The following is a 26,277-nucleotide window of genomic DNA, read 5'->3' as shown; positions in this document are numbered from 1 at the left end:
AGGATTGAAAAGTTGAACATAGTATGGGCAACTTTTCAATCACTTCTATATAGGGGATGGAGAAATGGTTACAAAAGAGTTGGTTTCGAATTGTTTGACAACTTCATTTGATCAAATACCTGATGAAGTTAAGATCCACGGTAAATTAAGTCTATTGAATTGGCTTGGGGTGACGATAGGAGCAGCCCGTGATAGCTCAATTGATATGTTAGTAGATTTATCGAAGGAGTTGCAATCCGCCGAACAAGTTTCATTGTACGGAAGGGAGGAAAAAGTGGACTTGCTGATGGGTGTTTTGATTAACGGGACGGCCTCCCATATTTTTGATTATGATGATACTCATTTAGACACGATCCATCATCCTAGTGGTCCTGTTGCCCCGGTTGTCTTGGCTTTAGGGGAGCATCTGGATCTGAGCGGTGAGGAAATACTTCATGCATTCATTTTAGGTTGTGAGGCTGAACTCCGGATTGCCAATGCTGTCTATCCGAGCCACTATCAACTGGGATGGCATATTACAAGTACAACAGGTGTATTTGGTGCAGCAATAGCTGCCGGCATTTTACTTAAGTTGGATGAAGAGAGGTTGTCTTGGGCGTTAGGAATTGCAGGAACTCAATCATCTGGACTCCGGGAAGTGTTTGGAACAATGACGAAGCCGTTTCATCCTGGAAAAGCTGCGCAAAATGGGTTGTTGGCCGCATTGCTTGCGAAGAGAGGATTCACAAGTTCCAACGAAATCCTGGAAGCCAAAAGGGGCTTTGCCAATGTGCTTGCTCCGGAACATGACTTATCAAAAGTTAACAGTGATTGGGGTGTTGAGTGGGAGCTGGCGAAAAATAGTTTCAAACCGTATGCGTGTGGCATTGTCCTACATCCTTCGATTGATGCATGCATCCACTTGAAACAGGAAGTGAATGAAGAAGACCTCGAATACATCGAATTAAAAGTGAACCCCTATGTACTTGAATTGACCGGAAAACAAAATCCTCAAACAGGACTGGAAGGGAAGTTCAGTATCTATTTCACGGCGGCTGTCTCTTTCTTGAAGGGAGAGGCAAGCGAAAAACAGTATACCGATGAAAATGTAAAAGATCATACCATTAACAATATGATGAAGAAGATCCGTGTTGTTGTCGATGACGAGATGAAGGAAGAAGAGGTGCTGGCGAAAGCTGTCTTGCATGATGGGACAAGCATCGTATATAAGGTGCAGCATGCAAAAGGAAGTCTGGGCAACCCGATGACACTTGAAGACATCATTAGTAAGTTCAAAGGTTTGGCAAGCGGTTGGTCATATGAGTCAGTGCGGGATGGATATATAGATAGCTTTTTGAATTTGGAAAGTGTGACGTCAGTCAAGGAATTGGCTAGGGGCGGGAACTAGCTTCCTTTATTTTGGATACAAAATCCAAAAAGTGTTTGATGACAAGGAGGGGTTGGCCATGGAAGGTCCATTAAAAGGGATAAAAGTAATTGATATTACAACAAATATTTCGGGACCTAGTTTAACGATGATTTTGGGGGATTTAGGCGCTGAAATCATTAAGATAGAACGTCCTTTCATAGGGGATGATTCACGGGGCATGGGGCCGCTATGGGAAGGCGAAGGAGTCTATCATCTCCAAATCAATCGAAATAAACGTTCCATTGTAATCGATCTGAAGACCGAGGAAGGGAAAGAACTGCTGTATAAGTTCGTCAAAGAAGGTGATGTCTTCGTTGAGAACTTCCGGCTCGGAAAGGCCGAGGAAATCGGTTTTGGCTATGAAAAATTGAAAGCGCTTAACCCGGGTTTGATCTATTGTTCACTGACAGCCTACGGACAAGAAGGACCGGATAGCAAGAAACCTGGATATGATGCAATCGTGCAAGCCGAGACGGGCATCATGAGCATCAACGGACCCACTGGCGGGGAGTCGGCCAGGGCTGCAGTCTCCATTCTTGACCAAGGAAGTGGCATGTGGGGGGCAATCGGAATTCTCTCTGCATTATTACATAGAGAGCGGACAGGCATCGGCCAAAAAGTGGAGACTTCATTGTTTGAAACTGGGGTCTTCTGGACGGGTTATCATTTACTTTCGTATATGGCTACAGGCGTTGCCCCGGTGAAGATGGGTACGGGCCATGCCTCATTTGCTCCATATGGTGCGTTTAAAACAAACACCGATGAAATTATGATCGGCATCTCCAATGACTCGCTGTTTGCAAAACTATGCAAAGCGCTGGAAAAAGAAGAATGGATTGAAGATCCGAGATTTAAGAGAAATGTAGATAGAGTTCAACATCGAAATCAACTATCTCGTGAGATTGAACAGGTCCTTAGCAGCCGAGATGCTTCCTCTTGGATCGAGCGGATTGCTGCAGCCGGCGTTCCAAGTTCGATTATCCGAAACATCCCATCGATGATGGATCATCCACAGGTGGAGAGCACTCAAATGTTAGAGCGTGTGGAGCATCCTCTCATCGATGAAATGAAACTTGCCCGCTTGCCGATCCGATTATCGGGTTCACCTGTAGGCATTCGGAAAGCACCGCCTCTATTAGGGGAAGATACAATTTCGATACTACAAGATAGTGGTATTTCGCAGGAGACGATTGATGAACTTTTATCCAAAGGAGTCATACAAACTACAAAAGATAGGGTGGCGAAAACATGACAAGTGAAAAATTTGAAAGAGGGTTAGAGATCAGACGAAGCGTCCTTGGAGCGGAGTATGTGGACAAATCGATTGCAAATGCAACCGAGTTCAATATGGATATGCAGCAATTGGTCACCGAATATTGCTGGGGGGAAGTATGGGCGAGGCCCGGGCTTCCGAAAAAGACTAGAAGTATGCTGAATCTTGCGATGATCACGGCGTTAAACCGACCGCATGAGCTGAAACTGCATGTGAGAGGTGCGCTGAATAATGGCGTGACGAAGGACGAGATTAAAGAAGTTCTCTTGCAGACTGCAATTTACTGTGGCGTACCGGCTGCAATCGACAGTTTCCGTGTTGCAACTGCAGTGTTTGAAGAGGAAGAGTCAAACAACTAAGCATTACATGTAGAGGGGGCTAACAATGGAATTCCCTGAAAAAGTAACAATTAATGAGATGGTTTTACGTGATGGACTGCAGCTAGAAAAAAAGTTACTGAGTGTCGAAGAGAAAAAGATTTTATTCTCCTCCTTACAGGAAGCAGGAGTGAAGTCATTCGAGTTAGGCTCTTTCGTCCATCCAAAGCTCGTTCCGCAAATGGCGAACAGTGGGGAATTGTTCGAAAAGATTGCTCGCGAAGATATGGATCTGATTGGACTTGTCCCTAATTTGAAGGGGGCTGAACGAGCGAAGGAATTCGGAGTGGATCGGATTAACTTCGTTTTTTCTGCGAGTGATACGCACAATATGCAAAACGTCCAAAAAACGACTGCTGAATCGATTGAAGAACTGAAAAAGATAAATGAGTTTTGTGAGCGTAATGAAATGGTGCTCACTGTAACGATTGCAACTTCATTCGGTTGCCCGTTCGAGGGAGATATCTCAAAGAAACGTATACTCGCTACTATTGAGCAATTGGTTGGCTTGACGATTGGCGACATTACGTTAGCAGATACGACCGGGATGGCGAATCCGAAGCAAGTGTACGAGTTGCTGAAAGAAGTGAAGAATTCATTTCCGGAGCAAACGTTCAATTTGCATTTTCATAATACGAGAGGGATGGGCTTGGCCAACATATTGGCTGGACTACAGGCGGGCGTGACAGGTTTCGATACGGCTCTAGGTGGCCTGGGGGGCTGTCCTTTTGCTCCAGGTGCAACCGGAAATGTTTGTACGGAGGACGTTGTCCATATGTTGCATAGTATGGGAATCCAGACGGATATCCGGTTAGAGGGACTGCTGAAAGCATCTGCACTACTCGAGAACATGATCGGACATCAGAATAGCAGCTATCTCCTTAAAGCAGGGCCATATAATCGGAAATACCCGGTGCCAGTTTCAAATTAGCCCAGAACAATAGTCAGGAGGATCAACATGCAGGTAACAGCTAGTAAATGGGAAACAATCCGTCTGGATGAAAAACATGCGGAAGACCATGTATATATTCTTGAACTGAATAGGCCTGAAGCGATGAACGCCTTGAATACACTCATGGCAATCGAGATGATTGAATGCCTATCAATGTTGAAAGATAAAAAGGATTTGAGAGTACTCGTTCTAACCGGAGCTGGAGAGAAGAGTTTTTGCGCCGGAGCAGATTTGAGAGAACGAAAAACAATGGACAATGAGCAGTGGAAAAAGCAACACGATATTTTTGAGGACGCCTATGACGGCTTGCGGAATTTTCCGTTCCCGGTCATTGCAGCCATTAACGGTTTTGCCCTTGGCGGTGGCATGGAGATGGCGTTGAGCTGCGATCTCAGGTATATGGCTGAACAAGCGAAAATGGGGTTGCCGGAAGTGACGTTAGGAATTATTCCAGGAGTCGGAGGCACTCAGCTTCTGCCTAGAGCCATACCTGTAGCGTTAGCAAAAGAGTTTTTATTCAAAGGGAGTCACATACCTGCCAAAAGAGCAGCGGAAGTGGGCCTCGTGAATGATGTGTTTTCAAGCGACAGATTAATGGAAGAGACAATCTCGGCTGCTCGTGAAATCGCTAAAAATGCTCCTTTATCCCTTCAGGCAATCAAAAAGTCGATTGACAGGGGTCTTCAAACCGATCTCCATTCAGCGCTATCCATTGAATTGGACCAATATTATAAGTGCGCCAACTCAGAAGATCGAAAAGAGGGCGTGTTAGCCTTCAATGAAAAACGTTCCCCGAACTGGAGAGGAATCTAATAAGACCTAAATGAGGAGAGTGTGTTTTATATGGTCAGTACTACGAAAAGCTCTGCTGATGAAATTGAATTAATACGAAAAAGCATACGCGCATTATGCAGCAAGTTCCCGGAAGATTACTGGGCAAAACTTGATAAAAACAAGGAGTATCCTGAGGAATTCATTAAAGCGTTGACGGATGAAGGATGGCTTTCGGTATTGATTCCCGAAGAATATGGCGGTGCCGGCCTCGGTATGATGGAAGCGAGTGTCATTCTGGAGGAGATCAACCGATCGGGCGGAAATGCGGGAGCGGGCCATGCTCAAATGTATACGATGGGCGCGCTGCTTAACCATGGAAGCGAGGAACAGAAATCACGGTTCCTGCCCAAAATTGCAACCGGTGAATTGCGTCTTCAAGCATTCGGTGTCACGGAACCTACGGCAGGCAGTGATACAACAAGTATTGAGACGACGGCGGTCCGTAAAGGTGATAAGTATATTGTGAACGGACAGAAAATCTGGATCTCCCGGACGATGTATTCGGATTTGATGTTGCTTTTGGCCAGGACGACGCCGAAAGAGGAAGTGGCGAAAAAGACAGATGGACTGAGCTTGTTCCTGTTGGATATGAACGATCAGAAGGACAATATTACGATTCGTGAAATCGATACGATGATCAACCATGCGACGACCGAAGTGTTCCTGGAAAACGTTGAAATTCCGGTTGAGAACTTGATCGGTGAAGAAGGCAAGGGCTTCCGATATGTATTAAGCGGGATGAATGCGGAGCGTATATTGATTGCGTCGGAAAGCATTGGAGATGGCTATTACTTTGTGGATAAGGCCGTTCAATATTCCAATGAACGTGTCGTGTTTGATCGCCCGATCGGCCAGAACCAAGGGGTACAATTCCCGATTGCCAAAGCATACATGGACATCGAAGCCGCGAAGTTGATGAGGGATAAGGCTGCTGAAATGTTTGACGCGGGTGAAAAAGGCGGAGCCGAAGCGAATATGTCGAAATATTTGGCATCCGAGGCTGCTTGGAAAGCCGCCAATGCTGCAATGGATGCCTACGGCGGATACGGTTTTGCGACAGAGTACCATATTGAGAGGAAATTCAGGGAAGCCCGCTTGTTCATGATTGCGCCGATCTCTAACAATCTGGTTGTCAGTTTTGTAGGGCAGCATGTGTTGGGGATGCCGAGGTCGTTTTAACGGTTTGAGAACTTTTCGGGGCTTAATGAGCAATTTTTGCGCAGGAATGAGAACTTTTCGGGGTAAACGAGAACTCTTTGCGTAGGAACGAGAACTTATCGTGGAAAAACGAGAACTCTTAGCGCAGGAACGAGAACTTACAGGGGGAGGGATAACTAGTGAATTTGAGTGAACAGATGGCGAAGGTTTATTCACAACTGACCTACGAAGATTTACCGGAAGACGTTATTTCTTTTACAAAGCTTTGTATATTAGACTACTTCGGTTCAGCTCTTGCAGGAATATCCAAAGCTCCGATTCAAATGATCAGCGAAGCAGTTGCGGAGTTTGGTGGAAATCCCCAGGCGACGCTTGTGACAGGGGGCAAGTCATCTGTCTTGAATGCAGCCCTCGTGAACGGGGCTTCGAGCCATGTTGTGGAATTGGATGATATCCACAAGTCCTCCATTATCCATGCTGCGACCGTCGTCATACCGGCGGCGTTAGCAGTGGCGGAATGGAAGGAGCTGAGCGGCAAGGATCTTATTTTGGCGATCGTCCTCGGCTACGAATTCAGCTTTAGAATTGGCGAAGCGGTGTCTCCTTCCCATTATCATTATTGGCATAATACAGCGACTTGTGGAACATTCGGTTCTGCTGTTGCTGCAGCGAAATTACTTAATTTAGATGAAGAAGCATTTATAAATGCCCTCGGAAATGCGGGATCCCAGGCGGCCGGCCTATGGGAATTCATTGAAGATGGAGCCATGACGAAGCAGCTTCACACTGGGAAAGCTGCCATGAATGGATTGCTGGCGAGTCTGCTGGCAGAGAAGGGATTTACAGGCGCCAAAAAGATATTAGAAGGAAACAGAGGCTATTTCAATGCGATGAGCGACGTCCATGATGCAGAAAAAATCACTAGGAATCTAGGAAATGAATTCAAAATTCTTGAGAATTCATTCAAAGTGCACGCTTCCTGCCGGCATACCCATGCGGTCATTGACTTGGCGATCGACATTGCAAACGGAAACGATTTTGAGCTTGATGAGATTGACTATGTCGAAATCGGGGCGTATCAAGCAACACTCGATATAACAGATAACAACGATCCGAAAACGGAGTACGCCTCGAAATTCAGCGTTCAATATTGCACTGCTCTTGCATTGGTCAAGAGGAGCGCGGGATTGGACGATTTTGGCGGGGAGAATCTGTGGGGCAATGCCATTCGGGACGTGATGGATAAAGTGCATTTAGAATTGGATCCAGCTATTAATGCTGCCTATCCGAAAGAGTGGGGAGCTAAAGTAACTGTCGTTCTAAAGAGCGGGAAAACGATTCGTAAACAGACTGATTTCCCTAAAGGGGACCCGGAAAATCCAGTCACGGCAGAGGATCTACGCGCCAAGTTCATCAAACTTGCAACTAATTTGACGGAGGAGAATCGTCAAGTTTTTGCTGATCGCGTTTTAGGGATTGAAACAATCGATAATGTCGCTGATCTGATGAACGAGCTGAATGTCCAATATATATAGAAAGAGAGTTAAGAATGGAAACTGAGAAACCTAACAACAAAGAACGATTCAAAATGAAGGATTCCATTGCATCCAAACTGGATGGACTATCCATCAAGCAATTGGAGGAAGTGGATTACTTACTATCGACATTTAAGGATTTGATTGAAGAGCCACAGCATGATAGGGCATCTATGCATCTCTATGGAAGATTGACAGGTCTCAGGCAATTGGAAGAAGACAAAGTTGAAATGAACCTCGGGCCGCATAATGTCAATACGTATGGCGTGGCTCAAGGAGGCTCTCTCTACACATTAGCCGATGTCGCGATCGGGTTCATGATTTTGAAGAGACTTGAGGACGACCAAAAAGTATTCACTTTGGAAATGAAAATGAATTTCATCAAAAAAGGGGCAGGGGCTCATTTGATAGCTATCCCAACGATTTTAAGATGGGGCAGGACGACTATTGTAGCCGAATGCACCATTGAGGATTCCGAAGGTGAACTTGTTGCGAAAGCGCTAGGTACGTTTTACGTCGCCGGTTGAGGATGGCGGCGGATAGGGGGATACAAATGAAAGAAATCAGTTTTGCAGAGATTGTCCATCAAGTCGAATTTATGTGTCAGAAGGCGAATTTTGATTTAGGAGAAGATGTTTATTCCGCTTTCAAAAAGGCTTTACAGACGGAGAAATCCGATACAGGAAAAGAAATACTCTCCCAATTAGTTGAAAACGCCGATATCGCCAAACGCGACCAAGTCCCGATGTGCCAAGATACCGGAACGGCAGTCTTCATTGTCGAGCTGGGCCAAGATTGCAGAATTACCGGCGGAAGTCTGATCGATGCGATTAATGAAGGGGTTGCAAAAGGATATAGCGCCGGTTATTTGAGAAGCTCGATGATCTATGATCCTCTCAATCGTAAAAATACAGGAAACAACACCCCGGCCGTCATCCACATTGAGTTAGTGGAAGGGAGTCAGTTGACGCTTCATATGACTGCGAAAGGCGGCGGTGCGGAAAATATGAGCAGCTTGAAGATGCTGAAACCTTCAGATGGCGTACAAGGGATCAAAGATTATGTGCTCGATGTCGTGAAGGTAGCAGGGCCGAATGCATGCCCGCCTCTAGTTGTCGGCGTTGGCATCGGCGGGAATTTTGAGAGGTGCGCCTATTTAGCGAAGAAGTCTTTATTCAGACCAATTGGTGTCCGCCATTCGAGTAAAGAGATTGCTGATCTGGAGGAAGAACTCATTCAACAGATTAATCGCTTGGGAATCGGTCCTCAAGGAATGGGCGGCAGTACGACGGCGTTGGATGTGAAGATCGAATCGGAGGCATGCCATATTGCTGCGCTTCCGGTAGCGGTAAACTTGAATTGCCATGCTAGCCGGCATCAGACGGTTCAAATGGGTTAGGGGGCGTAGGTATGCCGATAAATATACAACTACCATTGACGGAAGAGCATGTGAGAACATTACGGGCCGGCGACCGGGTTTTATTATCCGGCACTGTATATACCGCGAGAGACGCGGCGCATAAGAGGATGGCGGAGTCGATCAGGGAAGGTAAGCCGCTGCCTGTGGAGTTGACCGGCCAAGTCATCTATTACGTTGGCCCCACTCCTGCCAGACCCGGGGAAGTGATCGGTTCTGCAGGTCCGACTACAAGTGAACGGATGGACTTATATACCCCGGCTTTATTGGAAAAAGGTCTAAAAGGAATGATCGGAAAAGGGCACCGAAGCGAAGTGGTCAAGCAATCAATGATTGACAATGAGGCTGTTTATTTCGGTGCTGTTGGAGGGGCTGCGGCTTTGATTTCGCGTTCCATCAAGGCTTCACGAGTCATTGCCTATGAAGATTTAGGTACGGAAGCGATCCGTAAATTGGAGATTGAGAATTTTCCTGTCGTCGTAATTAACGATATATATGGCGGAGATGTCTACATTGACAGCGTAGCCAAATTTAGACAAGACAAGTAGCGATTCCACGCAAGGGGTGAATCTATTGAAAATAGGAATTATAGGTTTAGGCAATATGGGGAGCAGGATTACCCAACGATTTCTGGAAGCCGGAGTTGAAGTTGGCGTATACGATAGTAATGAACAAGCAATGAACGAAATGGCTGCGGTAGGAGCTGACATTGAACGGACGCCTGCGCAATTAGCAAGCAACTATCCATATGTTACTACCCTATTGCCAAATGCGAGTATCGTGAAGGAGATTGTCTTGGGGGATGATGGGCTTGTGCATGGAATGTCATCAACGAGTCTATTTATCGAGATGTCAACGTCCGAGCCCTCTTCAACGAAAGAACTGAATGCCATCTTAACGAGCAAAGGCTTCCGAATGATCGATGCACCTGTTAGTGGGGGTGTCAGCAAAGCGAGGAATGGCTCATTGACGATCATGGCAGGCGGCGAAGAAGAGGATTATGAGGAAGTCCAACCGCTATTAAGTAAGATCGGCGAAAATGTCATACACGTGGGAGCGATCGGAGCGGGGCATACGATAAAAGCGTTGAATAACATGATCTCAGCAACAACCCTTGCTGTTACAGGAGAGGCCATCGCACTCGGAGTCAAGCTCGGCTTAGATCCAACCAAAATGCTTTCTGTCATTAATACGAGCACGGGTAGGAGTGCTTCCAGTGAAGTGAAGTTTCCCGGTCAAATTTTGAACCGGAAGTTTGATTCTGGATTCACCCTTGACTTGATGGTGAAGGATTTAACGATTGCAAATCACATAGCGGAGACCGAAAACGTGTCATTGGATATCGCGAATGCGAATCTTCAAGTATGGAAAAAAGCATTGGAACAGAAGAAAGTGGGCTCCGATCATACATTGATCGTCAAGCATATTGAAGAGAAGTATGAAGTTGAGATTAAAGGCGTTCAGGATACCGTGAACGTTATTTCTTCATGAGGTGGATCACTACTAAAAAGGGGTAGAGGATATGAAAATCACAAATATTGATGTAAAGACAGTTCCAATCAGCAGTCCGATTCGTAATGCGTATATTGATTTTAGTAAAATGACCGCTTCCGCAATCGCCATTACAACAGACGTGATCAAGGACGGGAAGCCGGTAGTCGGCTACGGGTTTAATTCCAATGGACGTTATGCACCAACTTCCTTATTGAAAGAGCGCTTCATCCCAAGATTAATGGAAGCGGATCCTAAAGATATTGTGAATGAAGCTGGAACTAATTTTGATCCCCATAAAATCCATGCAATCGTCATGGCGAATGAAAAACCGGGCGGTCATGGTGAACGGACGGTCGCAGTTGGTGTCCTTGATATGGCTATTTGGGACGCAGTTGCAAAAATAGAAGGGAAACCATTGTATCGACTGCTTGCCGAAGAATACGGAAATGGTGAAGTGGATGAAAAAGTGTACGTCTATGCAGCAGGCGGCTACTACTATCCTGAAAAAGGGTTAACTGAACTTCAAGACGAGATGAAACGCTATTTAGCTTTAGGGTATCGCGATGTCAAAATGAAGGTCGGCGGTGCTTCCTTGAAAGAGGATATGCAGCGTATTGAGGCGGTTCTCGATATCCTGCCTAAAGGAAGCGGGCTAATGGTCGATGCGAACGGGCGATTCGACTTGAAGTATGCGATCGAATTTGGCGAGAACATCAAAGACTATGAACTCATTTGGTATGAGGAAGCAGGAGATCCGCTAGATTACTATTTGCAGGCTGAACTATCCAAGCGTTATCCGCATGCAATTGCAACAGGCGAAAATATCTTCTCGCTGCAAGATGCTACGAACTTGATTCGTTATGGGGGATTGAATCCTGAAAAGGACTTCCTTCAGTTTGACTGTGCATTGAGCTATGGACTGGTCGAGTATTTACGGATTCTTGAGATGCTGAAAGAGTTTGGTTGGTCATCCAGACGATGCATACCTCATGGAGGACACCAAATGTCGCTGAATATAGCAGCTGGACTTGCGCTTCATGGAAACGAATCATACCCTGGAGTATTTGAACCATTTGGAGGGTTCGCAGATAATTACGCCGTTGAAGATGGGTATGTAAAAATGCCTGAAATTCCTGGCATCGGATTTGAAGCGAAATCTGATCTGTATGAATTGCTTTTGACGATTGGATAACAGCTAACAGAAACGAGGAAGAGGATGAATACTTACAAACTGCCTGATTATGATCGAATGACGCTGCAATTCAAAGTGACAACGAGACTACGTGAACTCATTTTAAAAGGTGAATTTAAGATGGGGGAACGATTGATGCAAGAGGAATGGGCCAAAAAATTAGGTGTGAGTAGGATGCCACTCAGGGAAGCGCTGCGCCAGTTGGAAATGGAGGGGCTGGTTCATATTGAGCCGAGAAGGGGAGCAATCGTAACACCTATTTCAATAGAGGACATCGAGGAAATTTACCGGTTGCGGGCATTATTGGAAGGTGAAGCTGTAGAACAGTCTTTTCGATTTTTAACGGAAGAAGACTTTGAGGACTTGGAAGAATTATATACGAAAATGTCAAGATTACACGGGGATGACAATGACATTGAGGAATATATGGATCTCAATGAAAAATTCCATAGAGTATTAATGGGAGGCTGTTCATGGAGAAGGATCAAAGGATTCATTGAGACGCTTTGGAAAGGCATACCTTCCTATACGCCGAGCTTGCTTGCAAATACGATAGATGAAGGCCGGAAAGAACATTATCTGATGTTGGAATATGCAAGGCATGGTAATGGCGAGGAACTTAGAAAAGTGACTGAAAAACATATATTGAGAACTCGAGATAATTTAATCAATATGATGAAAAACAACCGAGATTAGAGTTTCATACGACACAAAGACGGGGGTTGTAAGGTGCCTGAAAAGATGGAGTTCGATTCGAAGATTGCGGCAGAGTATGACAAAGGGGTTCGACGGACACTACCTACGTATGATCCGATGATGCGACTGTCACAGACATTTTTACGCACGAATCTTAAAGAAGAAGCTTCTCTCCTTATTGTCGGGGGCGGCGGGGGAAATGAACTGAAAGCTTTTGGGCCAACAAATCCAGGGTGGACATTTACAGCTGTGGATCCTTCTGAATCCATGCTGGAAGTTGCAAAGTTCAAATGTGAGGAACTGGGAATCGCTGAACGTGTGGAATTTATCAATGGGACGGTAGCCGATGTACCGGGGGATTCTTCTTTTGATGGTGCAACATGTCTATTAGTTCTTCATTTCATTGCGGACGTAGAGGAAAAACTGGCGTTATTGGAAAAAGTGAGGTCACATTTGAAGCCTGGCTCCCCGTTTGTGCTTGTTAGCAAATGTGGCGATTTGAATGATCCGGAGTTTAAGATGCTCGTTTCCTTGTGGAGAGATTATTGGCTGGATACGACCAACTTACCGGAAGAGAAAGTGGACGAGCTCATGAAGGGGACGTTGACGGAATCGTCTATTCCAGAGTCGGAAATTCGTAGATTGCTTGAGGAGGCTGGTTTCGTAAAAATCGCAAACTTTTTTAGAACGAACCATTTTGCGGGTTGGATCTGTTACGCCGCATAAAGTTAGATGGTACAGGAAAGGTTGAGGGCTTTGAAAATGCCTAAGGCTGGGGACGCAACTCCGATGTTGTATATTGCAGTAGCGATTTTATGTTTCTTGGGGATGTATTTCTTATTGCCCGATACATTTTCCACTTCTGCAAAACTTATGACGAGCATTATCACCTTTGGGATTGTTTTATGGTCATTGGAACCGATACCGTTAGGACTCACTGCCTTAATTTTGCTGTTATTCATGTTAATTTTTAATGTGGCAGACTCATCAGTCATCTTAAGCGGCTTCGCATCCCCCGCCACTTTCTTAATCGTAGCGGGTATGATGCTGGCGGCTGCTGTAAATGAGACCACTCTTATTAAGAGAATGACCTATATGGTGTTGAGAAGATGGGGGAGCAGTTCAAGAGGATTGCTAGGAAGCATTATTATTGTCCAGCAGATCCAAGCCTTTTTCATCCCGGCAACGGCAGTCCGTTCAGCATTGATGCTCCCTGTTTCTACAATGATCATCGAAACGATAGATGCCAAACCCGGAAGCAATCTACGGAAGATGATTATGCTAGGGGTTGCTTTTGGCGGAAACATTAGCGGTACCGCCGTTATGACCGCGGCAATTGGAAACATTTTAACGGTAGAGCTGTTAAATCGTTTTGCCGGCATAAAGATAACGTACTTTCAATGGTTTACCTATACATTTCCATTGTGGCTTATCTTAATCCCGTCAATCTGGTATATGCTGCTGAAAGTATTTCCATTGAAAAAGGACCAACGATTCTTTCCATTAATTAAAGAAGAGATGGAAGCGAGATTACAGGAAATTGGCCCTGTGAATAAACGAGAGATCCGCTGTTTGCTCATTTTGTCTTTCATTGTAGGACTCTGGCTAACCGAACCCATGCATGGTATGCACCCGAGCACCCCCGCTCTAATAGGGGTAGTTCTGATGACATTGCCTATAGTCGGTGTTGCCACTTGGGAGAAAATCGTGAAAATCGATTATAATACGGTGCTGATTATAAGTTTAACGTTATCGATGGGCTATACATTTGTCGAGTCGGGCGCTACGCATATAATCAGTAATTATTTACGTGTGACCTGGTTTGTGAATCTTTTACAAAACCCATTACTAGCGATCATTATCGTTATTCTGATGGCTCAGCTGTTTCATAAAATGATATCGAATGTTTCTACTGCAGTTGTCACATTGGTGCCCGTCATGATTAGCGTGGCGGCAAATGCAGGGGTGGATCCCTTACTTATCGGATTCACGACTGGGCTGACATGTCTTTATGGCTTCATGTTAGTTGTAGAATCCATGCCGAATGTATTGGCGCATAGTACTGGAATGGTGTCACAGAATGACTTCTTGAAACCTGGTTTTTATGCGACCCTCATAACAATACTTGCAACTGTAGTTGTCGCCTCCACGTGGTGGAGATGGATTGGGTTGTTTTAATCGCGTCCAAAGCAAGTTGCCGCGCGTCCAAAGTGAGCCGTTGCGCGTCCAAAGTGAGCCGTCACGCGTCTAAAGTGGGGTGCCGCGCGTCCAAAGCAAGCCGTTGCGCGTCCAAAGCGGGCTGCTGCGCGTCCAAAGTGAGCCGCTGCGCGTCCAAAGCGAGCCGCTGCGCGTCCAAAGTGAGCCGTCGCGCGTCCAAAGCGGGTTGCCGCGCGTCCAAAGTGAGCTGCTGCGCGTCCAAAGCGGGGTGCCGCGCGTCCAAAGCGAGCAGTTACGCGTCCAAAGCGGGGTGCCGCGCGTCCAAAGTGAGCTGCCGCGCGTCCAAAGCGAGCCGCTGCGCGTCCAAAGCGGGGTGCCGCGCGTCCAAAGCGGGGTGCCGCGCGTCCAAAGTGAGCTGCCGCGCGTCCAAAGCGGGTTGCCGCGCGTCCAAAGCGAGTTGCCGCGCGTCCAAAGCGAGTTGCCGCGCGTCCAAAGCGAGTTGCCGCGCGTCCAAAGCGAGTTGCCGCGCGTCCAAAGCGGGGTGCCGCGCGTCCAAAGTGAGCCGTCGCGCGTCCAAAGTGAGCCGTCGCGCGTCCAAAGCGGGTTGCCGCGCGTCCAAAGTGAGCCGTTACGCGTCCGAAGCGAGCTGCTGCGCGTCCAAAATCTGAGGAAAATCCACTAATGTCCTATCATTGGCTAGTTAGTTACCGGAATAGTCGGTAAATATGATTGAATTATATTTTTCTACATTCAGAAAGGGAGTAATGGAAATGAAAAGTTATAAAATCGCTTCAATTCCGGGAGATGGAATTGGTCAGGAAGTCGTACCGGCGGCAATTGATGTGCTTCACACAATTGCGGATGTCCATGGGGGATTGAAATTTGAGTTTGAAGAGTTTCCATACAGCTGCAATTATTATTTAGAGCATGAGGTCATGATGGATGCGGACGGTCTTGATAAATTGAAAAACTTTGACGCGATTTTCCTAGGAGCCGTTGGAGATGCATCGCTTGTTTCTGATCATATCTCGCTTTGGGGACTATTAATCAAAATCAGACGCGAATTTGAGCAAGTCATTAATCTTCGCCCGGCAAAACTCGTCAAAGGCGTCCGTTCTCCGTTAGTCAATCCAAAAGATTTCGACATCATGGTCGTGCGCGAAAATAGCGAAGGGGAATATAGCTCGGTCGGTGGAAGGATCTTTCAAGGCGATGACGAAATTGCGATCCAAAATGCCATCTTCTCCAAGAGGGGGACAGAGAGGGCGATGCGATTTGCGTTTGAACTCGCGGCCAAGAGAAGGAACCATGTAACGAGTGCGACAAAATCGAATGGGATTTTTCATTCCATGCCATTCTGGGATGAAATATTCAAGGAAGTATCAAAGGAATATCCAGAGATCCGAACGGATTCACAGCATATCGACGCACTCTCTGCATTCTTCATTACGCATCCGGACAAATTTGATGTCGTCGTTGCCAGCAACCTTTTTGGGGATATCTTGACAGACGTGGGTGCTGCCATCATGGGTAGCATCGGTATAGCGCCTGCAGCAAATATCAATGTGAACGGAAAATATCCTTCAATGTTCGAACCGGTCCATGGTTCTGCTCCTGACATCGTAGGGAAAGGGATTTCGAATCCGATCGGGCAAATCTGGACCGCTAAAATGATGTTGGATCATTTCGGAGAAGAGGAACTTGGCCAGCAACTGTTGAATACGATTGAGGCCGTCACGAACGATGGGTTCCTGACCCCGGACATTGGCGGAAAGCATAGTACAGCTGAGGTAACCGGGCAGATCATCGGCAGATTGAAATCAGGTAAAGTGACGATCGGAAACTAATGCGTTTATGAGTGAGGAGTGATTTTAATTGAATGAAAAAGTGTTGATTTACAGTCCGCTTCCGGAAGAACGAATAGGGGAACTGGCCGGGCACTTCACTGTTGTGACAGCCAGGCCGGATAGTCCGGAATTCACGAGTAAGCTATTAACAGCGACAGGGTTGATCGGTAGAGGGCTGGAAGTAGATGCCCGACTTCTCGAACGAGCACCTTTACTAAAAGTCGTCTCAAACATCTCGGTAGGGTATGACAATCTAGATGTTGAGGAACTGACAAAGCGGGGAATTATGGCAACCAACACACCAGACGTCCTGACCGAAACAACCGCTGATGCCATTTTCGGCCTGTTGATTGCGACAGCTAGAAGAATTCCCGAACTCGATAAGTTTGTGAAAGAAGGACATTGGAATTCACGACTACATCCTTCTCTGTTCGGAGTGGATGTTCACGGGAAAAAGCTCGGTATCATCGGGATGGGGAAAATCGGGCAGGCGATTGCGAGGCGTGCGAGCTTCGGGTTCCAGATGGACATACTCTATCATAATCGCTCTAGGAATGTAGAGGCGGAAAAAGAGTTTGATGCAACCTACTTGGAAATGGACGACCTATTACGCCAAGCTGATTTTGTCTGCTTGATGGCACCGCAAACTCCGGAAACCATCGGAATGATGAGCCGCCGCGAGTTTGAATTAATGAAGAAAAGCGCTATTTTCATAAACGGATCAAGAGGCGGCTTAGTGAACGAGGACGATTTGGAGGCTGCATTGAAGGACGGTGAAATCCTTGCTGCTGGATTGGATGTGTACGTACAGGAGCCTATCGCCAAGAATCATCCGTTCCTAGACATAACGAATCTCGTCACCCTCCCACATATCGGATCTGCGACCGCGGAGACTCGTGCGAATATGGAGAAGATGGCTTGCCGAGACCTGATTGCGGCGTTGACGGGTGAGCGGCCGGGGGCTTTGATTAATGGAGAGGTTGTAGCTGGTAGGGTTTAGTGGACGATAATTGTAGAACGAAAAGGACCTCAATGGATAGGTCCTTTTTGCATTTAAATCATGTTCCTTATGGGATGTGGCATACCAACCGCTAGATAACTAGTTAATAAGTTGATATAATTAATTGATAATTCATAAAAACGCAAATAGACGGAATGGTGGAGTGAGTGCATCGATGCACTTCGAGCGAGATCAAGCTATTAGTGGTAAAAGACGGTCATCAGTACAAATAATTAAATGTCCTTTATCACAGCTGTAATGTCAAACAGAAGTATAGAAAGAAGGTGAATGAAGGTTGTATAAGAATGAAAGAATGAAAGCATTGGTAATAAATTATCTACAACAACGAAAAAGAGTAGGTTTCAGCATTTCTGACTTGGAGGATTATGTTATCGATAGACATGATAGTCTGAATGATTATATAGATGCGGGAGGTTATAAGGCATTTTATTCTATTATCCAAGATCTACACTCCTCTTTTCAGATTGAACCAGTAAAGTCAGTTAGCAAAACTACAAACGGGCGAAAGACACCTTTGCCTATCAAATGGAGAATCTTGAGGACACCGGCAATCCCTACATGGACACCTCAACAAATCTTTTTGGTGTCAGATCGGTTGGATGTAAGTTATTTTATTAGACATCCCGAGCAACAGAGCGAGGCCACATGGCAACATGTTTTAAGCATCTATCAGTTTTTGAAGGCAAAAGACGAATGGGAATGGGAATCAAAGGCTAGTAGGTGTTTTCAATTATTCAAAGATGAGAAGTTCCTGGAGAATGAGGGCCGCTATCTTTTGAAAAGGCTAAATCTAGCTGAAACCGAACTAAAGATAAGAAACTATGGGGAGCCGTTTTCCTATTTTGTACACCCGAAAGTAAGAGGTTTTGCTGAGATTAAACATGTTTTAATCATTGAGAACTTATCCTTTTTCCACGCCAGCAGAAGGATGTTTAAAAGAAATATGCCAATTATCGGCATGGACTTTGAAATGATTATATATGCGGAGGGTACACATATTGAACTCAGTATTAAGTATATTACAGACATCGTCGACCATGAAGGATTCAAGATTTTTTACGTTGGGGATATGGATCCAGCAGGCTATTCAATCTATGCCCGCTTGAAAATGAAAAATCCGGATTTCGACATCACTTTAGCTAAACCTATTTACTGCAAGATGGTTGAACAATGTCCGCATCCGATTGCAATAAAGAAAGAACAGCGGAAAGACACTCATCATTTTAACTACTTCCTTGAAGAAATGGGGAATGACCAGCCTGATTTTATTGCGATCGCTAAGCAAATGTGGGATGAAAATAGAAGAATCCCGCAAGAAGTATTGCCGATCGATTTTCTGCTAAAAGGGGAAGGTCAATATGCTGAATGATGATATCTGGATCGGGATAGAGAAAAGGAAACGGTCTTTAAACCCGATTTTCCTGTTTGGGACAGGCATGCAGCTTGGAGAGACGTTAAACCGTTATGTCCGCGATATTTTGCTATGTGTTTTATTGGAAGTATACTACCGTGAGTTGCGGGATGATGAAGCCCGAACCAAGGATGATATCTATGAAGTGATACGTAAAGTAATTGAAACCTTTGAACTAAATTATATAGATGACGATGTGTTGCGGATTGGTAATGGTCTTTTTTATTATGGTGACAGTAAACGGATGGACTCCTTTAAAGGACTTTATTTTAATAATGAAAAACAGAAGTTTGAGGAACAGCGTTTTACTTACTTGGTTCAGGATAGGGAATATACGAAATTAAAAAGAGGGACAGTCGTTTATAAACTGACCGATGAGAGCATCCGGATGATCTTGATGTCCCGGGAATTCGAAGAAGAGATGGATATGAGTGTTGAACAGTTATACACACTGCAACTGATTAGAGCCGGTAGGGTGCATCAGGCTGTTGGCGTATTGGATGCATTGACGCTACGGATAAAGCGTTTATTGGCAAAAGAAAAGGATTATACGCATGAGCTGGAAAGGAACCCGAAAGTTTTGCTAACGAATAGGGAAGCAAGGCGAAAATCGAAAGAAGATGTCCGGAATCAGTCGGAGGAAGCTCAGGAATTATACAGGAAAATGTTATCGACTTTAAAGATCATAGAGAAGGGCGATGAATTATCACGTTTGGAACATATCGAGCTGGAGAGCAAGATTTTCTCGACGTCGAAGCTGCATTTGAGTCTGTCCGATGAGGTCTATAAAAATATTGCCCTTGAACTGGATATTCGAAAAAACAACCCGCTTTCTCTAGTCTATCGGAAAACTGCCAACTTCCATGAAGAACTATGGGAAAAGCATATTTACAAGCATGGGATTCCAGATGAGGAACTATATGATTTGTTGATAGGTCCCTTGTTTGCACCTAGACAAGGCGTTATATTCCCGATGGAATGGATGTGGCAGGAACAAGAACTGATTGATGCGCAAAAACTCGAAGAAACCAAATTGGATGGCAAGGGGATGGACCCATTGAATAAATATGTCCATGAAATTGATTGGGACGTCGTATTAACTTGTTGGTATCCGCTATTTAAAGAGTTATTAGAGACGGGAGAATGCCGGGCGGCAAGTATTCATTCTTTCGACGATTGGAGCCGTGATGCCATTGACTTCTGGCCGCTATTTGCTCAAACGGAGTTGAAGATAGGGGACATACAAGCAGACAGGCAGTATAACGACGAGCGGTTCACCTTGCTGCAGAAGCTGCTGCAAATGGATAAAGAGTTGCGTTTCTTCGAGGGAAAGGTGCTTTACGCTGCATATGAAGCAGGGGAGAAGATCGAGACGGATGCTATTCAGATGTCTTCGTACGTCCTGCGCTATAGAAGGGGAGGATGAATGATGGCTGGTGAAAAGATCAAGATGGCAACCGATATTTACGCTTATCTGATGAGGCATAAAATGGTCAGCCGGAAGGAAAGTATCCTGCGGTTTTACTATGATGACATGCATGTGTATGACATTGTGCATCAAATCGCAAATAGCTTCGGGACAATCATTTTGGAAGGGCGGGATAAGCTTCAATTAATAGCCGATGGAACAGAGTCAGTTTTTGCTACATCGTTCACCCATCTGAAGGAGAAGTATAGCGACATTGAAAATAAAAAAGAATTTTATCTGCTTTGTCATATTTTAATGATTTATCTCAGTGAAATCGACGGTGAATTGTCCCTTCGCTCCCGCTATGAATTACAAGGCTTATCCTTATATCGGCTCGAAGAACTCGTAACGAATGTATTTAGTTTTTGGAAAGAACAGCTGGAGATTGATCAAGACTTTGAGAAGAGATGGGCTGTCAACATTCGAGAGGAAATAGAGCTTTGGTTGAGCAAGGATCTGAAGGATGAAGGCAATAAACTGACCGCCTCGATGAGAAATAAATTCAGCATTATGAAGAAGGCGCTCAGTCTGCTTGAGAGTGAAAGTCTACTCACCGTCATAGTGGAGGGAGAGGAACCGACTGTCTATGCGTACCAGGAGCTGTTCGAACGGATTGAAGGGCTTTTCCATAACTATGAGCGGTATACGATGCTGCGGAATGCACTTTTGGAAGCTAGAAGCAGGAAAGAGGTGGAAATGAATGACAGCCATAAACAAGTTTCGAATCGTCGGTTTGCGTTACAAGCAACAAACGAGAATTTATAAGGATAAGACTTTTCAGTTCAGCAATGAAGAAAGCCCACAAAATACCATCATCACAGCGAGGAACTCATTCGGGAAAGGGGTTCTCCTTCAGCTATTATTCCAGCCTATTTTGCCAAAGACAGCGTGGAGTCAAGGGAAAAACAAAGTAGAACATTTTTTCTATGGTAAGAATAGAAAATTTAAACCGTATACGTTCTATAGCTGCATTGAATTCCATCTTGACGCGGACAGGAGCTTATTGGCAGGAATCGTAATGACATCACGGTGGGATAGGAAAGGAGATTCAGAACCTTTATATACACTGTTTGTCAGGGAATATGGCCGTAGTTTGTTTGATCCGTTTTCCATAGAACATCTTCCCATTTACGACAAAGAGGAAGATGCTCCAACGCCATATGAAGAGTTTTTGGCCTATCTGAGGGAAAACAAAAAAGTATTCCTCACCTTTAATGATAATACGAAATCCAAGTTCTACAGTACTATTGAAAGTTACGGGATTATAAAAAAAGATTGGGAGCAATTGGTTGATATTAACCAATACGAGGGCGGAGTAACGTACTATTTTAACGACAAAAATGCTACGACGAATCATGGGCTCTTCTCCAAAATGATCATCCCGGCAATTGAAGCCAGATTGAGTGAAAGTGGAGAAGAAAATGATCTTATCACTTTATTCAAAAACATCGCTTCTATTACGAAGAATCTTCCTGAGCTGAAAAAGAATGCAGCTTCTTATGCGGAAATCAAGAGCCACAATGATGAGCTGGCTTCAAGCTTGGTGGAATTGATTAAAGAAAAGAAAAAATTCAAGCGTCATGTGGAGAGAGGGCATTCTCTCCTAACGGCAATTTCGCATGAAATGAGCGAATTGGAAAAAGACAGAACCGACCATCAAGATCAATTAGATAAATTGATTGACCATAAGCAAAATCTGCAATGGAAGCAGCAGAACCTTCAGTATGTCGTTAAACATTATGAACTTCAGGATAGCATGGAAACACTCCATTCTTATAAAGAACAATTAGCTGAAAGCGGACAGAAGAAGGAACAATATATTGTGGAAAGGGAACTGGCGGAACTTCATTTGCGAATCAAGAAATGGGATGAGCTCCATCAGGAAGCCGAGGTTTTTCGAAGGAAAATTGAGACGATTAAGGAAGCTGAAGAATTCCGTCAATCAAAAAAAGCCCAAGATTTACTAGAGGATGAAATAGATCGCAAGTGGAGTGCTGTATGTCTAGAAATTTGCAGAATAGCTATGGAAAGCACGGCTTATCGGAACTACCTTGGCGAAGCTCGGAAGTCTGGAAATGACAAAGTGGAATCCTTAAAGAAGAAGCAAAATAAGTATGAGATCGAGCATGGCGTTCATGAAGAATTCGTGAAGAAGTTCGAGTCGGACTTAGAAAATGAGAAGAAAGTTTACGGTGAGTATTTCTACTTTAGAATCGATGAAATTCATTCGGAGAGAACTAAGTTATACGAGCAGGAAGCAAAAAAGATTACTGAATTGATGGAAGTTCAAAAGAAAAGGACGGAAGATAGAGTTCGCTTGCTGAATAAGCAAGCTACTCTTAATGCGGAAATTCAGTCGGTCGACAAAGAAGCGAAGCGGGTGCAGAAGAAATGGAATGGTCAAAAAGAAAAAGAAGATTTGTTATTGCATAAAGGATGGAAGGCACTAAGGACTGTTTCAAGTGAATGTAAGGATTTCCAGGGATGGATGGATGAGAAGATTCCGATTTTTACCAGCAAGAAAAAAGAATGGGAAATGAATCTGAATCAGTTAAGCCTCGAATGGTATGAGATTGCCTTCCAGGCAAGTCAAAAAGAAAAACGTTTTTTGATTCCGAATGAAGAAGTATACAAAGTCAAGTCCTTGCTTGAAGAGCGAGGCATTCCAGTACTCTTTGGAGATGAATATATAAAGCGACACGAGCCGGAAAAGCGAGAAGAACTCAATAGGAAACATCCTCTTCTTAAATATGGTCTGCTTGTGCTCCATCAAGAGCATCCGTACATGAATGAAATTAAAAAGCTCGATAAAACATTCTTGCATTCCCCGGTCCCGATTTTTTCGGTCAACCGTTTGGAGATGGAAAGTGACATGCAGTTCCTGTTATTAGACGGACGAGCAAGAGAATTGTCTGTTCATGATGAAAAGTTAACAGCGCACAAACATGCACTCCATGAAAAGAGTGAGGAAATTCGTGAGGGAATTGATTATGCGAATAGCTATGTAGAGGAACTAAGATCCATCATTGCTGAATTAGAAGCATTTGATCGAAGCGCGTCCTCTGTTCTTTTGGAAAAGCAATATAGGAATCTGGAGACAGAAAGGAACCTCAAAATAAAAAATAGAGAGGAATTTGAACAACGTGAAAAAGCCCTGTCAGAAGAACTGGCAACAGGGTCGGATAAAATAGAAGAATTAGGTCAACTGCTTCAAAATTTGAAAGTTGAGATAGCAAGATTGGAACATTGGTTGGAAAATAGCAAAGACTACGAGAAAAGAAAGCAGAGACAATCGGATTTAGCGCTTGTAATTAGCAGGTTGGATACTGAAATAAACAATAACATTGATGGGTTGCAGCTTTTGGATCAAGAGTGGGACGCTTTTAATGTAGCTCGGCAGGATTGGGAGAGTAAGAAGAATGGATTGATGAATGCTGTTAAAGAAGTCCTTCCAAGAAGTTCTATTGACATAATAAATACAGAAGATCTCCTGGATTCTCCGCCTGATTTCTCTATGGGTGATGAAGAATTGATGGCCGACATTTATAAATGGAAAACCGTACAGCAAAAGATGCAGGAATTGGATATTGAACTAGCTAGATTGGACGCGACCTTGCAAGAGAAACAACGATATCTCAATGAAAAGGAAGAGGAGCTTACAAGCTTAGCTGAAGAGTGGAGAACGCTTCGTGTGCCTAGAGAGCTTATCTCGGTATTGGAGGCAAGTTTAATGACGGCAAAGAGGCATACGAAGGAGATTGAAGATACCATTCTTCGTTTAGAAACAACCATCGAAAATGAAGTTAAGCACAGTGACAGATTGGGTCATGAATTAAAAGAGCTGAGAGCAACAAATGATAGGGAGTATAGGCGAAAGCCTGAAATATGGCAAGAAGGTGATTTTGAAAAAATGAAAGTTGAGTTCAGGCAAGCCTTGGAAGAGACTAGGAAGGATATTCAGGATTCAAATCTGATTATAGTGGAACTTGGGAAGAAACTAGAAAAGTTGGCTAGCGCCAATAAAGATGTGGAACCGAGATTAGATATGCTGAATAGTGCCTACGAAAGGATGCGGGACTCTTACTGGCAGAAACGCGTGAAAAAGGAACCAGACAGAGTGAGTGAGGAGTGGGTGCGGGCATTCAAGTCCATGAAAACTAATATGGAACGAGGCAAGCAGGAGGTCCAATCAACTCTTCGAAAAAAGAGAAAGATTTTTGAAAGCAGTAATTGGGCAGCCGAAATTAAAGACGTTGCCTTGAAAGTTTATAGCGACATGGACTTTGAGGACGCAGATGAAGCTATGGAATCTATTGTTGGCTTGAACTTACTTGCAAACAATGAAATTACAGAAGCGGAAGAAGAAAGGAATACGGCGGAAGAGGCAAAACAGGAATGGGTGGATCATGCTTGTAAATATGCCCTTCAAATTGTGGAACATTTGCGGAAGATGATTCGGGCAATGCGGATCAGAAATAGAAATGGATTCGATTTCCCTCTAGTCAAATTAAAAAGGGATAATATGCTCCCGCGGGATACAGAGCAGATTGAAGGAGCAATCAGTGATTTATTTGATAAAGTAATCACTGAAATATTTTCTGATTATCAAGACATGAAGGATATCCCGCATAAGGTATTCAAGGAGAAAATAAGCACCAAAAATATCATATTTGCTGCGCTGAATTACCATTACCCGACATTGTGGCTATACCGGTTGCATGAAGAGAATAGCTTTCTTTATGAACCATCCAAAGAGGAATTTTATACAGAGTGGGAAACGATAAACGAATCTTCCAAGACTGACCCATCCGGAAGCGGCGGCCAATTATTCAGCGCTAGGACATTAATAATGATGATGTTGACGTCCTTCAAGCGTACAAATGAAGACAACAGCAACTGGAAACTGTTAATAACGGACAATCCTTTCAGTGTTGCTGTTAGTGACCACATTGTCGATCCAATTCTGGCTGTCGCAGAAGAATTGAAATTCCAATGGATAGTCGTCACTCCGCCGGAGCTTGTCAAAGTGGAGTTGTTGCAAAAATTCGATGTATGCTACCAGTTAAGTGCAAAAGAGATCGCTTCAGGCATCGACCAGGTCGTGTCTGAAGTTCAGGCGGGACAACGTAGTTATAAAAAGTCAAACAGCATCTTGAAAGAGGATAAACTTTTTGTTATTAGTGAACAAAGGTAAGGTGGCTATACGGTGGGATTCGCACTTATAAAGCCCTCGTTGTACTCTTACTGGCTGGCTTTGCACTAAAAAAAATTGAGTGTAAGTAAATACTAAGAAATGGGGGAAGTTAATATAGTAAGTATTAAAAAATAAAAAGAGGACACCATGCTCCTTGGATGAGTATGGTGTCTTTTCCGATAAATCCATCACTCCCCGGTAAACACCCGCAAATTCACATTTAAAATACTCCCAAAACTGAACGCCTTCGCTTTGGCCGTAAAGCGTGACTTTAATATTGTTAGCGATCAAGTCTCCGTTTGTTGTTTCGCTCGGTGCTCTGAGCAGTTCAACCATGGTGTCATGGAGCTGCTCTTTGGCGGCGGTGCGATTGTCGACGACATTGATCAGGGGGCTGGCCGCGATGCGGATATGGGAAACGCCGAGCGCCAAAATCTTGTCAGAGAAGAAGCCGAGGCCCTGGATCGCTTTTAATCCATCGTTGCGATTATAGGCAGTCATCGTTAGTGTGTCCGTCTTGGAATAATAAGAGGCTTGTGACACTTTTTTTCCGTCTTTTTCGATTACGCTGTTTTCTTGGACGATGGCACGGATTTTTGCTTTGGTTTCTTCAGCGAAATTGGCGACTTTCACCAAATCTTCGGAACGTACGACGAATGATGCCATCTGTGCGCGCGTGACAAAACTTCCCCATTAAACGTCTTTGCCCTCTCCATGTCATCCACATGTAGTTCGAAATGAACTAATCTCCCCATAACTGCCTCCTTTAATTTTAATTTCAAAAAACCGGTAAGGTGCTGGCAGTGAAGTGCCTGTGCACCACACTATTCAGTTTATTAACTA

24 protein-coding genes and 1 pseudogene are annotated in these 26,277 nt (G+C 44.5%); 21 read left to right on the top strand and 4 right to left on the bottom strand.

All coding sequences use genetic code 11. The features are described 5' to 3' along the window. Nucleotides 1-64: 64 nt before the first annotated feature. The 15 genes from M3191_RS01105 to M3191_RS01035 all read left to right on the top strand — a co-directional run bounded on the left by M3191_RS01105 (nt 65) and on the right by M3191_RS01035 (nt 14,514). Nucleotides 65-1,387: an MmgE/PrpD family protein gene (locus M3191_RS01105; RefSeq protein ID WP_251697610.1), complete on the top strand. Its 1,323-nt coding sequence runs from the start codon at nt 65-67 to the stop codon at nt 1,385-1,387. Between the two features lie 58 nt (nt 1,388-1,445). Beyond that, nucleotides 1,446-2,660 (top strand): CaiB/BaiF CoA transferase family protein, encoded by a 1,215-nt coding sequence (locus M3191_RS01100; RefSeq protein ID WP_251697609.1) that lies wholly within the window; start codon nt 1,446-1,448, stop codon nt 2,658-2,660. Next, complete coding sequence (pcaC, locus tag M3191_RS01095; protein WP_251697608.1) at nt 2,657-3,040, top strand: 4-carboxymuconolactone decarboxylase; 384 nt, start codon at nt 2,657-2,659, stop codon at nt 3,038-3,040. The genes M3191_RS01100 and pcaC overlap by 4 nt, the downstream gene beginning before the upstream one ends. A gap of 25 nt (nt 3,041-3,065) precedes the next feature. After that, on the top strand, nt 3,066-3,989 hold the full coding sequence (locus tag M3191_RS01090; RefSeq protein ID WP_251697607.1) for a hydroxymethylglutaryl-CoA lyase: 924 nt from the start codon (nt 3,066-3,068) through the stop codon (nt 3,987-3,989). Nucleotides 3,990-4,016: 27 nt separating this feature from the next. Next, on the top strand, nt 4,017-4,823 hold the full coding sequence (locus M3191_RS01085) for an enoyl-CoA hydratase/isomerase family protein (RefSeq protein ID WP_251697606.1): 807 nt from the start codon (nt 4,017-4,019) through the stop codon (nt 4,821-4,823). A gap of 30 nt (nt 4,824-4,853) precedes the next feature. After that, a complete protein-coding gene (locus M3191_RS01080; RefSeq protein ID WP_251697605.1) occupies nt 4,854-6,023 on the top strand; it encodes an acyl-CoA dehydrogenase family protein in 1,170 nt (389 codons plus the stop codon). Nucleotides 6,024-6,181: 158 nt separating this feature from the next. Then, on the top strand, nt 6,182-7,537 hold the full coding sequence (locus M3191_RS01075; RefSeq protein WP_251697604.1) for an MmgE/PrpD family protein: 1,356 nt from the start codon (nt 6,182-6,184) through the stop codon (nt 7,535-7,537). Between the two features lie 14 nt (nt 7,538-7,551). Beyond that, nucleotides 7,552-8,064, top strand: coding sequence for a PaaI family thioesterase (locus M3191_RS01070; RefSeq protein WP_251697603.1), 513 nt, complete (start codon nt 7,552-7,554; stop codon nt 8,062-8,064). A gap of 26 nt (nt 8,065-8,090) precedes the next feature. Next, nucleotides 8,091-8,936, top strand: a complete 846-nt coding sequence (locus M3191_RS01065) for a fumarate hydratase (RefSeq protein ID WP_251697602.1) — start codon at nt 8,091-8,093, stop codon at nt 8,934-8,936. Between the two features lie 11 nt (nt 8,937-8,947). Beyond that, nucleotides 8,948-9,502 carry a Fe-S-containing hydro-lyase gene (locus tag M3191_RS01060; RefSeq protein WP_251697601.1) on the top strand — a complete coding sequence of 185 codons (555 nt, stop codon included), beginning with the start codon at nt 8,948-8,950 and terminating at the stop codon, nt 9,500-9,502. Nucleotides 9,503-9,518: 16 nt separating this feature from the next. Beyond that, entirely contained in the window at nt 9,519-10,445 is a 927-nt protein-coding gene (locus M3191_RS01055) for an NAD(P)-dependent oxidoreductase (RefSeq protein ID WP_353056489.1), read from the top strand. Between the two features lie 31 nt (nt 10,446-10,476). After that, on the top strand, nt 10,477-11,640 hold the full coding sequence (locus tag M3191_RS01050; RefSeq protein ID WP_251697599.1) for a mandelate racemase/muconate lactonizing enzyme family protein: 1,164 nt from the start codon (nt 10,477-10,479) through the stop codon (nt 11,638-11,640). Between the two features lie 24 nt (nt 11,641-11,664). Continuing rightward, the gene (locus M3191_RS01045; RefSeq protein ID WP_251697598.1) at nt 11,665-12,336 is read left to right on the top strand and encodes a GntR family transcriptional regulator; all 672 of its coding nucleotides are present in this window, start codon (nt 11,665-11,667) and stop codon (nt 12,334-12,336) included. Between the two features lie 33 nt (nt 12,337-12,369). Further along, entirely contained in the window at nt 12,370-13,062 is a 693-nt protein-coding gene (locus M3191_RS01040; protein WP_251697597.1) for a class I SAM-dependent methyltransferase, read from the top strand. Between the two features lie 36 nt (nt 13,063-13,098). Beyond that, nucleotides 13,099-14,514 (top strand): SLC13 family permease, encoded by a 1,416-nt coding sequence (locus M3191_RS01035; RefSeq protein ID WP_251697596.1) that lies wholly within the window; start codon nt 13,099-13,101, stop codon nt 14,512-14,514. 61 nt (nt 14,515-14,575) lie between these two features. Here M3191_RS01035 and M3191_RS01030 read toward each other — a convergent pair whose 3' ends face one another. Together M3191_RS01030 and M3191_RS01025 are read right to left on the bottom strand one after the other, a co-directional pair. Then, a complete protein-coding gene (locus M3191_RS01030) occupies nt 14,576-14,755 on the bottom strand; it encodes a hypothetical protein (RefSeq protein ID WP_251697595.1) in 180 nt (59 codons plus the stop codon). A gap of 30 nt (nt 14,756-14,785) precedes the next feature. Next, nucleotides 14,786-15,091 (bottom strand): hypothetical protein, encoded by a 306-nt coding sequence (locus M3191_RS01025; protein ID WP_251697594.1) that lies wholly within the window; start codon nt 15,089-15,091, stop codon nt 14,786-14,788. Between the two features lie 172 nt (nt 15,092-15,263). On the opposite strand from M3191_RS01025, the gene M3191_RS01020 reads away from it, so the two are divergent. The 6 genes from M3191_RS01020 to M3191_RS00995 all read left to right on the top strand — a co-directional run bounded on the left by M3191_RS01020 (nt 15,264) and on the right by M3191_RS00995 (nt 25,434). Further along, entirely contained in the window at nt 15,264-16,340 is a 1,077-nt protein-coding gene (locus M3191_RS01020; RefSeq protein WP_251697593.1) for a tartrate dehydrogenase, read from the top strand. A gap of 28 nt (nt 16,341-16,368) precedes the next feature. Further along, a complete protein-coding gene (locus tag M3191_RS01015) occupies nt 16,369-17,340 on the top strand; it encodes a 2-hydroxyacid dehydrogenase (protein WP_251697592.1) in 972 nt (323 codons plus the stop codon). Nucleotides 17,341-17,635: 295 nt separating this feature from the next. Next, nucleotides 17,636-18,730, top strand: a complete 1,095-nt coding sequence (locus M3191_RS01010) for a Wadjet anti-phage system protein JetD domain-containing protein (protein ID WP_251697591.1) — start codon at nt 17,636-17,638, stop codon at nt 18,728-18,730. Further along, nucleotides 18,720-20,198, top strand: coding sequence for a hypothetical protein (locus M3191_RS01005; RefSeq protein ID WP_251697590.1), 1,479 nt, complete (start codon nt 18,720-18,722; stop codon nt 20,196-20,198). Before M3191_RS01010 ends, M3191_RS01005 begins: the two co-directional genes overlap by 11 nt. Nucleotides 20,199-20,201: 3 nt before the next feature. Further along, nucleotides 20,202-21,005, top strand: coding sequence for a DUF6063 family protein (locus M3191_RS01000; protein ID WP_251697589.1), 804 nt, complete (start codon nt 20,202-20,204; stop codon nt 21,003-21,005). Next, nucleotides 20,941-25,434 carry a hypothetical protein gene (locus tag M3191_RS00995; protein ID WP_251697588.1) on the top strand — a complete coding sequence of 1,498 codons (4,494 nt, stop codon included), beginning with the start codon at nt 20,941-20,943 and terminating at the stop codon, nt 25,432-25,434. The genes M3191_RS01000 and M3191_RS00995 overlap by 65 nt, the downstream gene beginning before the upstream one ends. On the opposite strand, the gene M3191_RS00990 is transcribed toward M3191_RS00995, so the two are convergent. Both M3191_RS00990 and M3191_RS00985 read right to left on the bottom strand, forming a co-directional pair. Then, nucleotides 25,381-26,100, bottom strand: coding sequence for a hypothetical protein (locus M3191_RS00990; RefSeq protein ID WP_251697587.1), 720 nt, complete (start codon nt 26,098-26,100; stop codon nt 25,381-25,383). The two genes, M3191_RS00995 and M3191_RS00990, sit on opposite strands and share 54 nt — an antisense overlap. Before the next feature lie 17 nt (nt 26,101-26,117). Next, nucleotides 26,118-26,189 (bottom strand): annotated as a pseudogene (locus M3191_RS00985) (VOC family protein); the annotation flags it as partial. Nucleotides 26,190-26,277 lie beyond the last annotated feature (88 nt).

The sequence above is a fragment of the Sporosarcina luteola genome, assembly GCF_023715535.1.
In the GTDB taxonomy this organism is placed as follows: Bacteria; Bacillota; Bacilli; order Bacillales_A; family Planococcaceae; genus Sporosarcina; species Sporosarcina luteola_B.
Note: the sequence above shows the minus strand (reverse complement) of the source record. Positions and strands in the feature narration are given on the sequence as shown.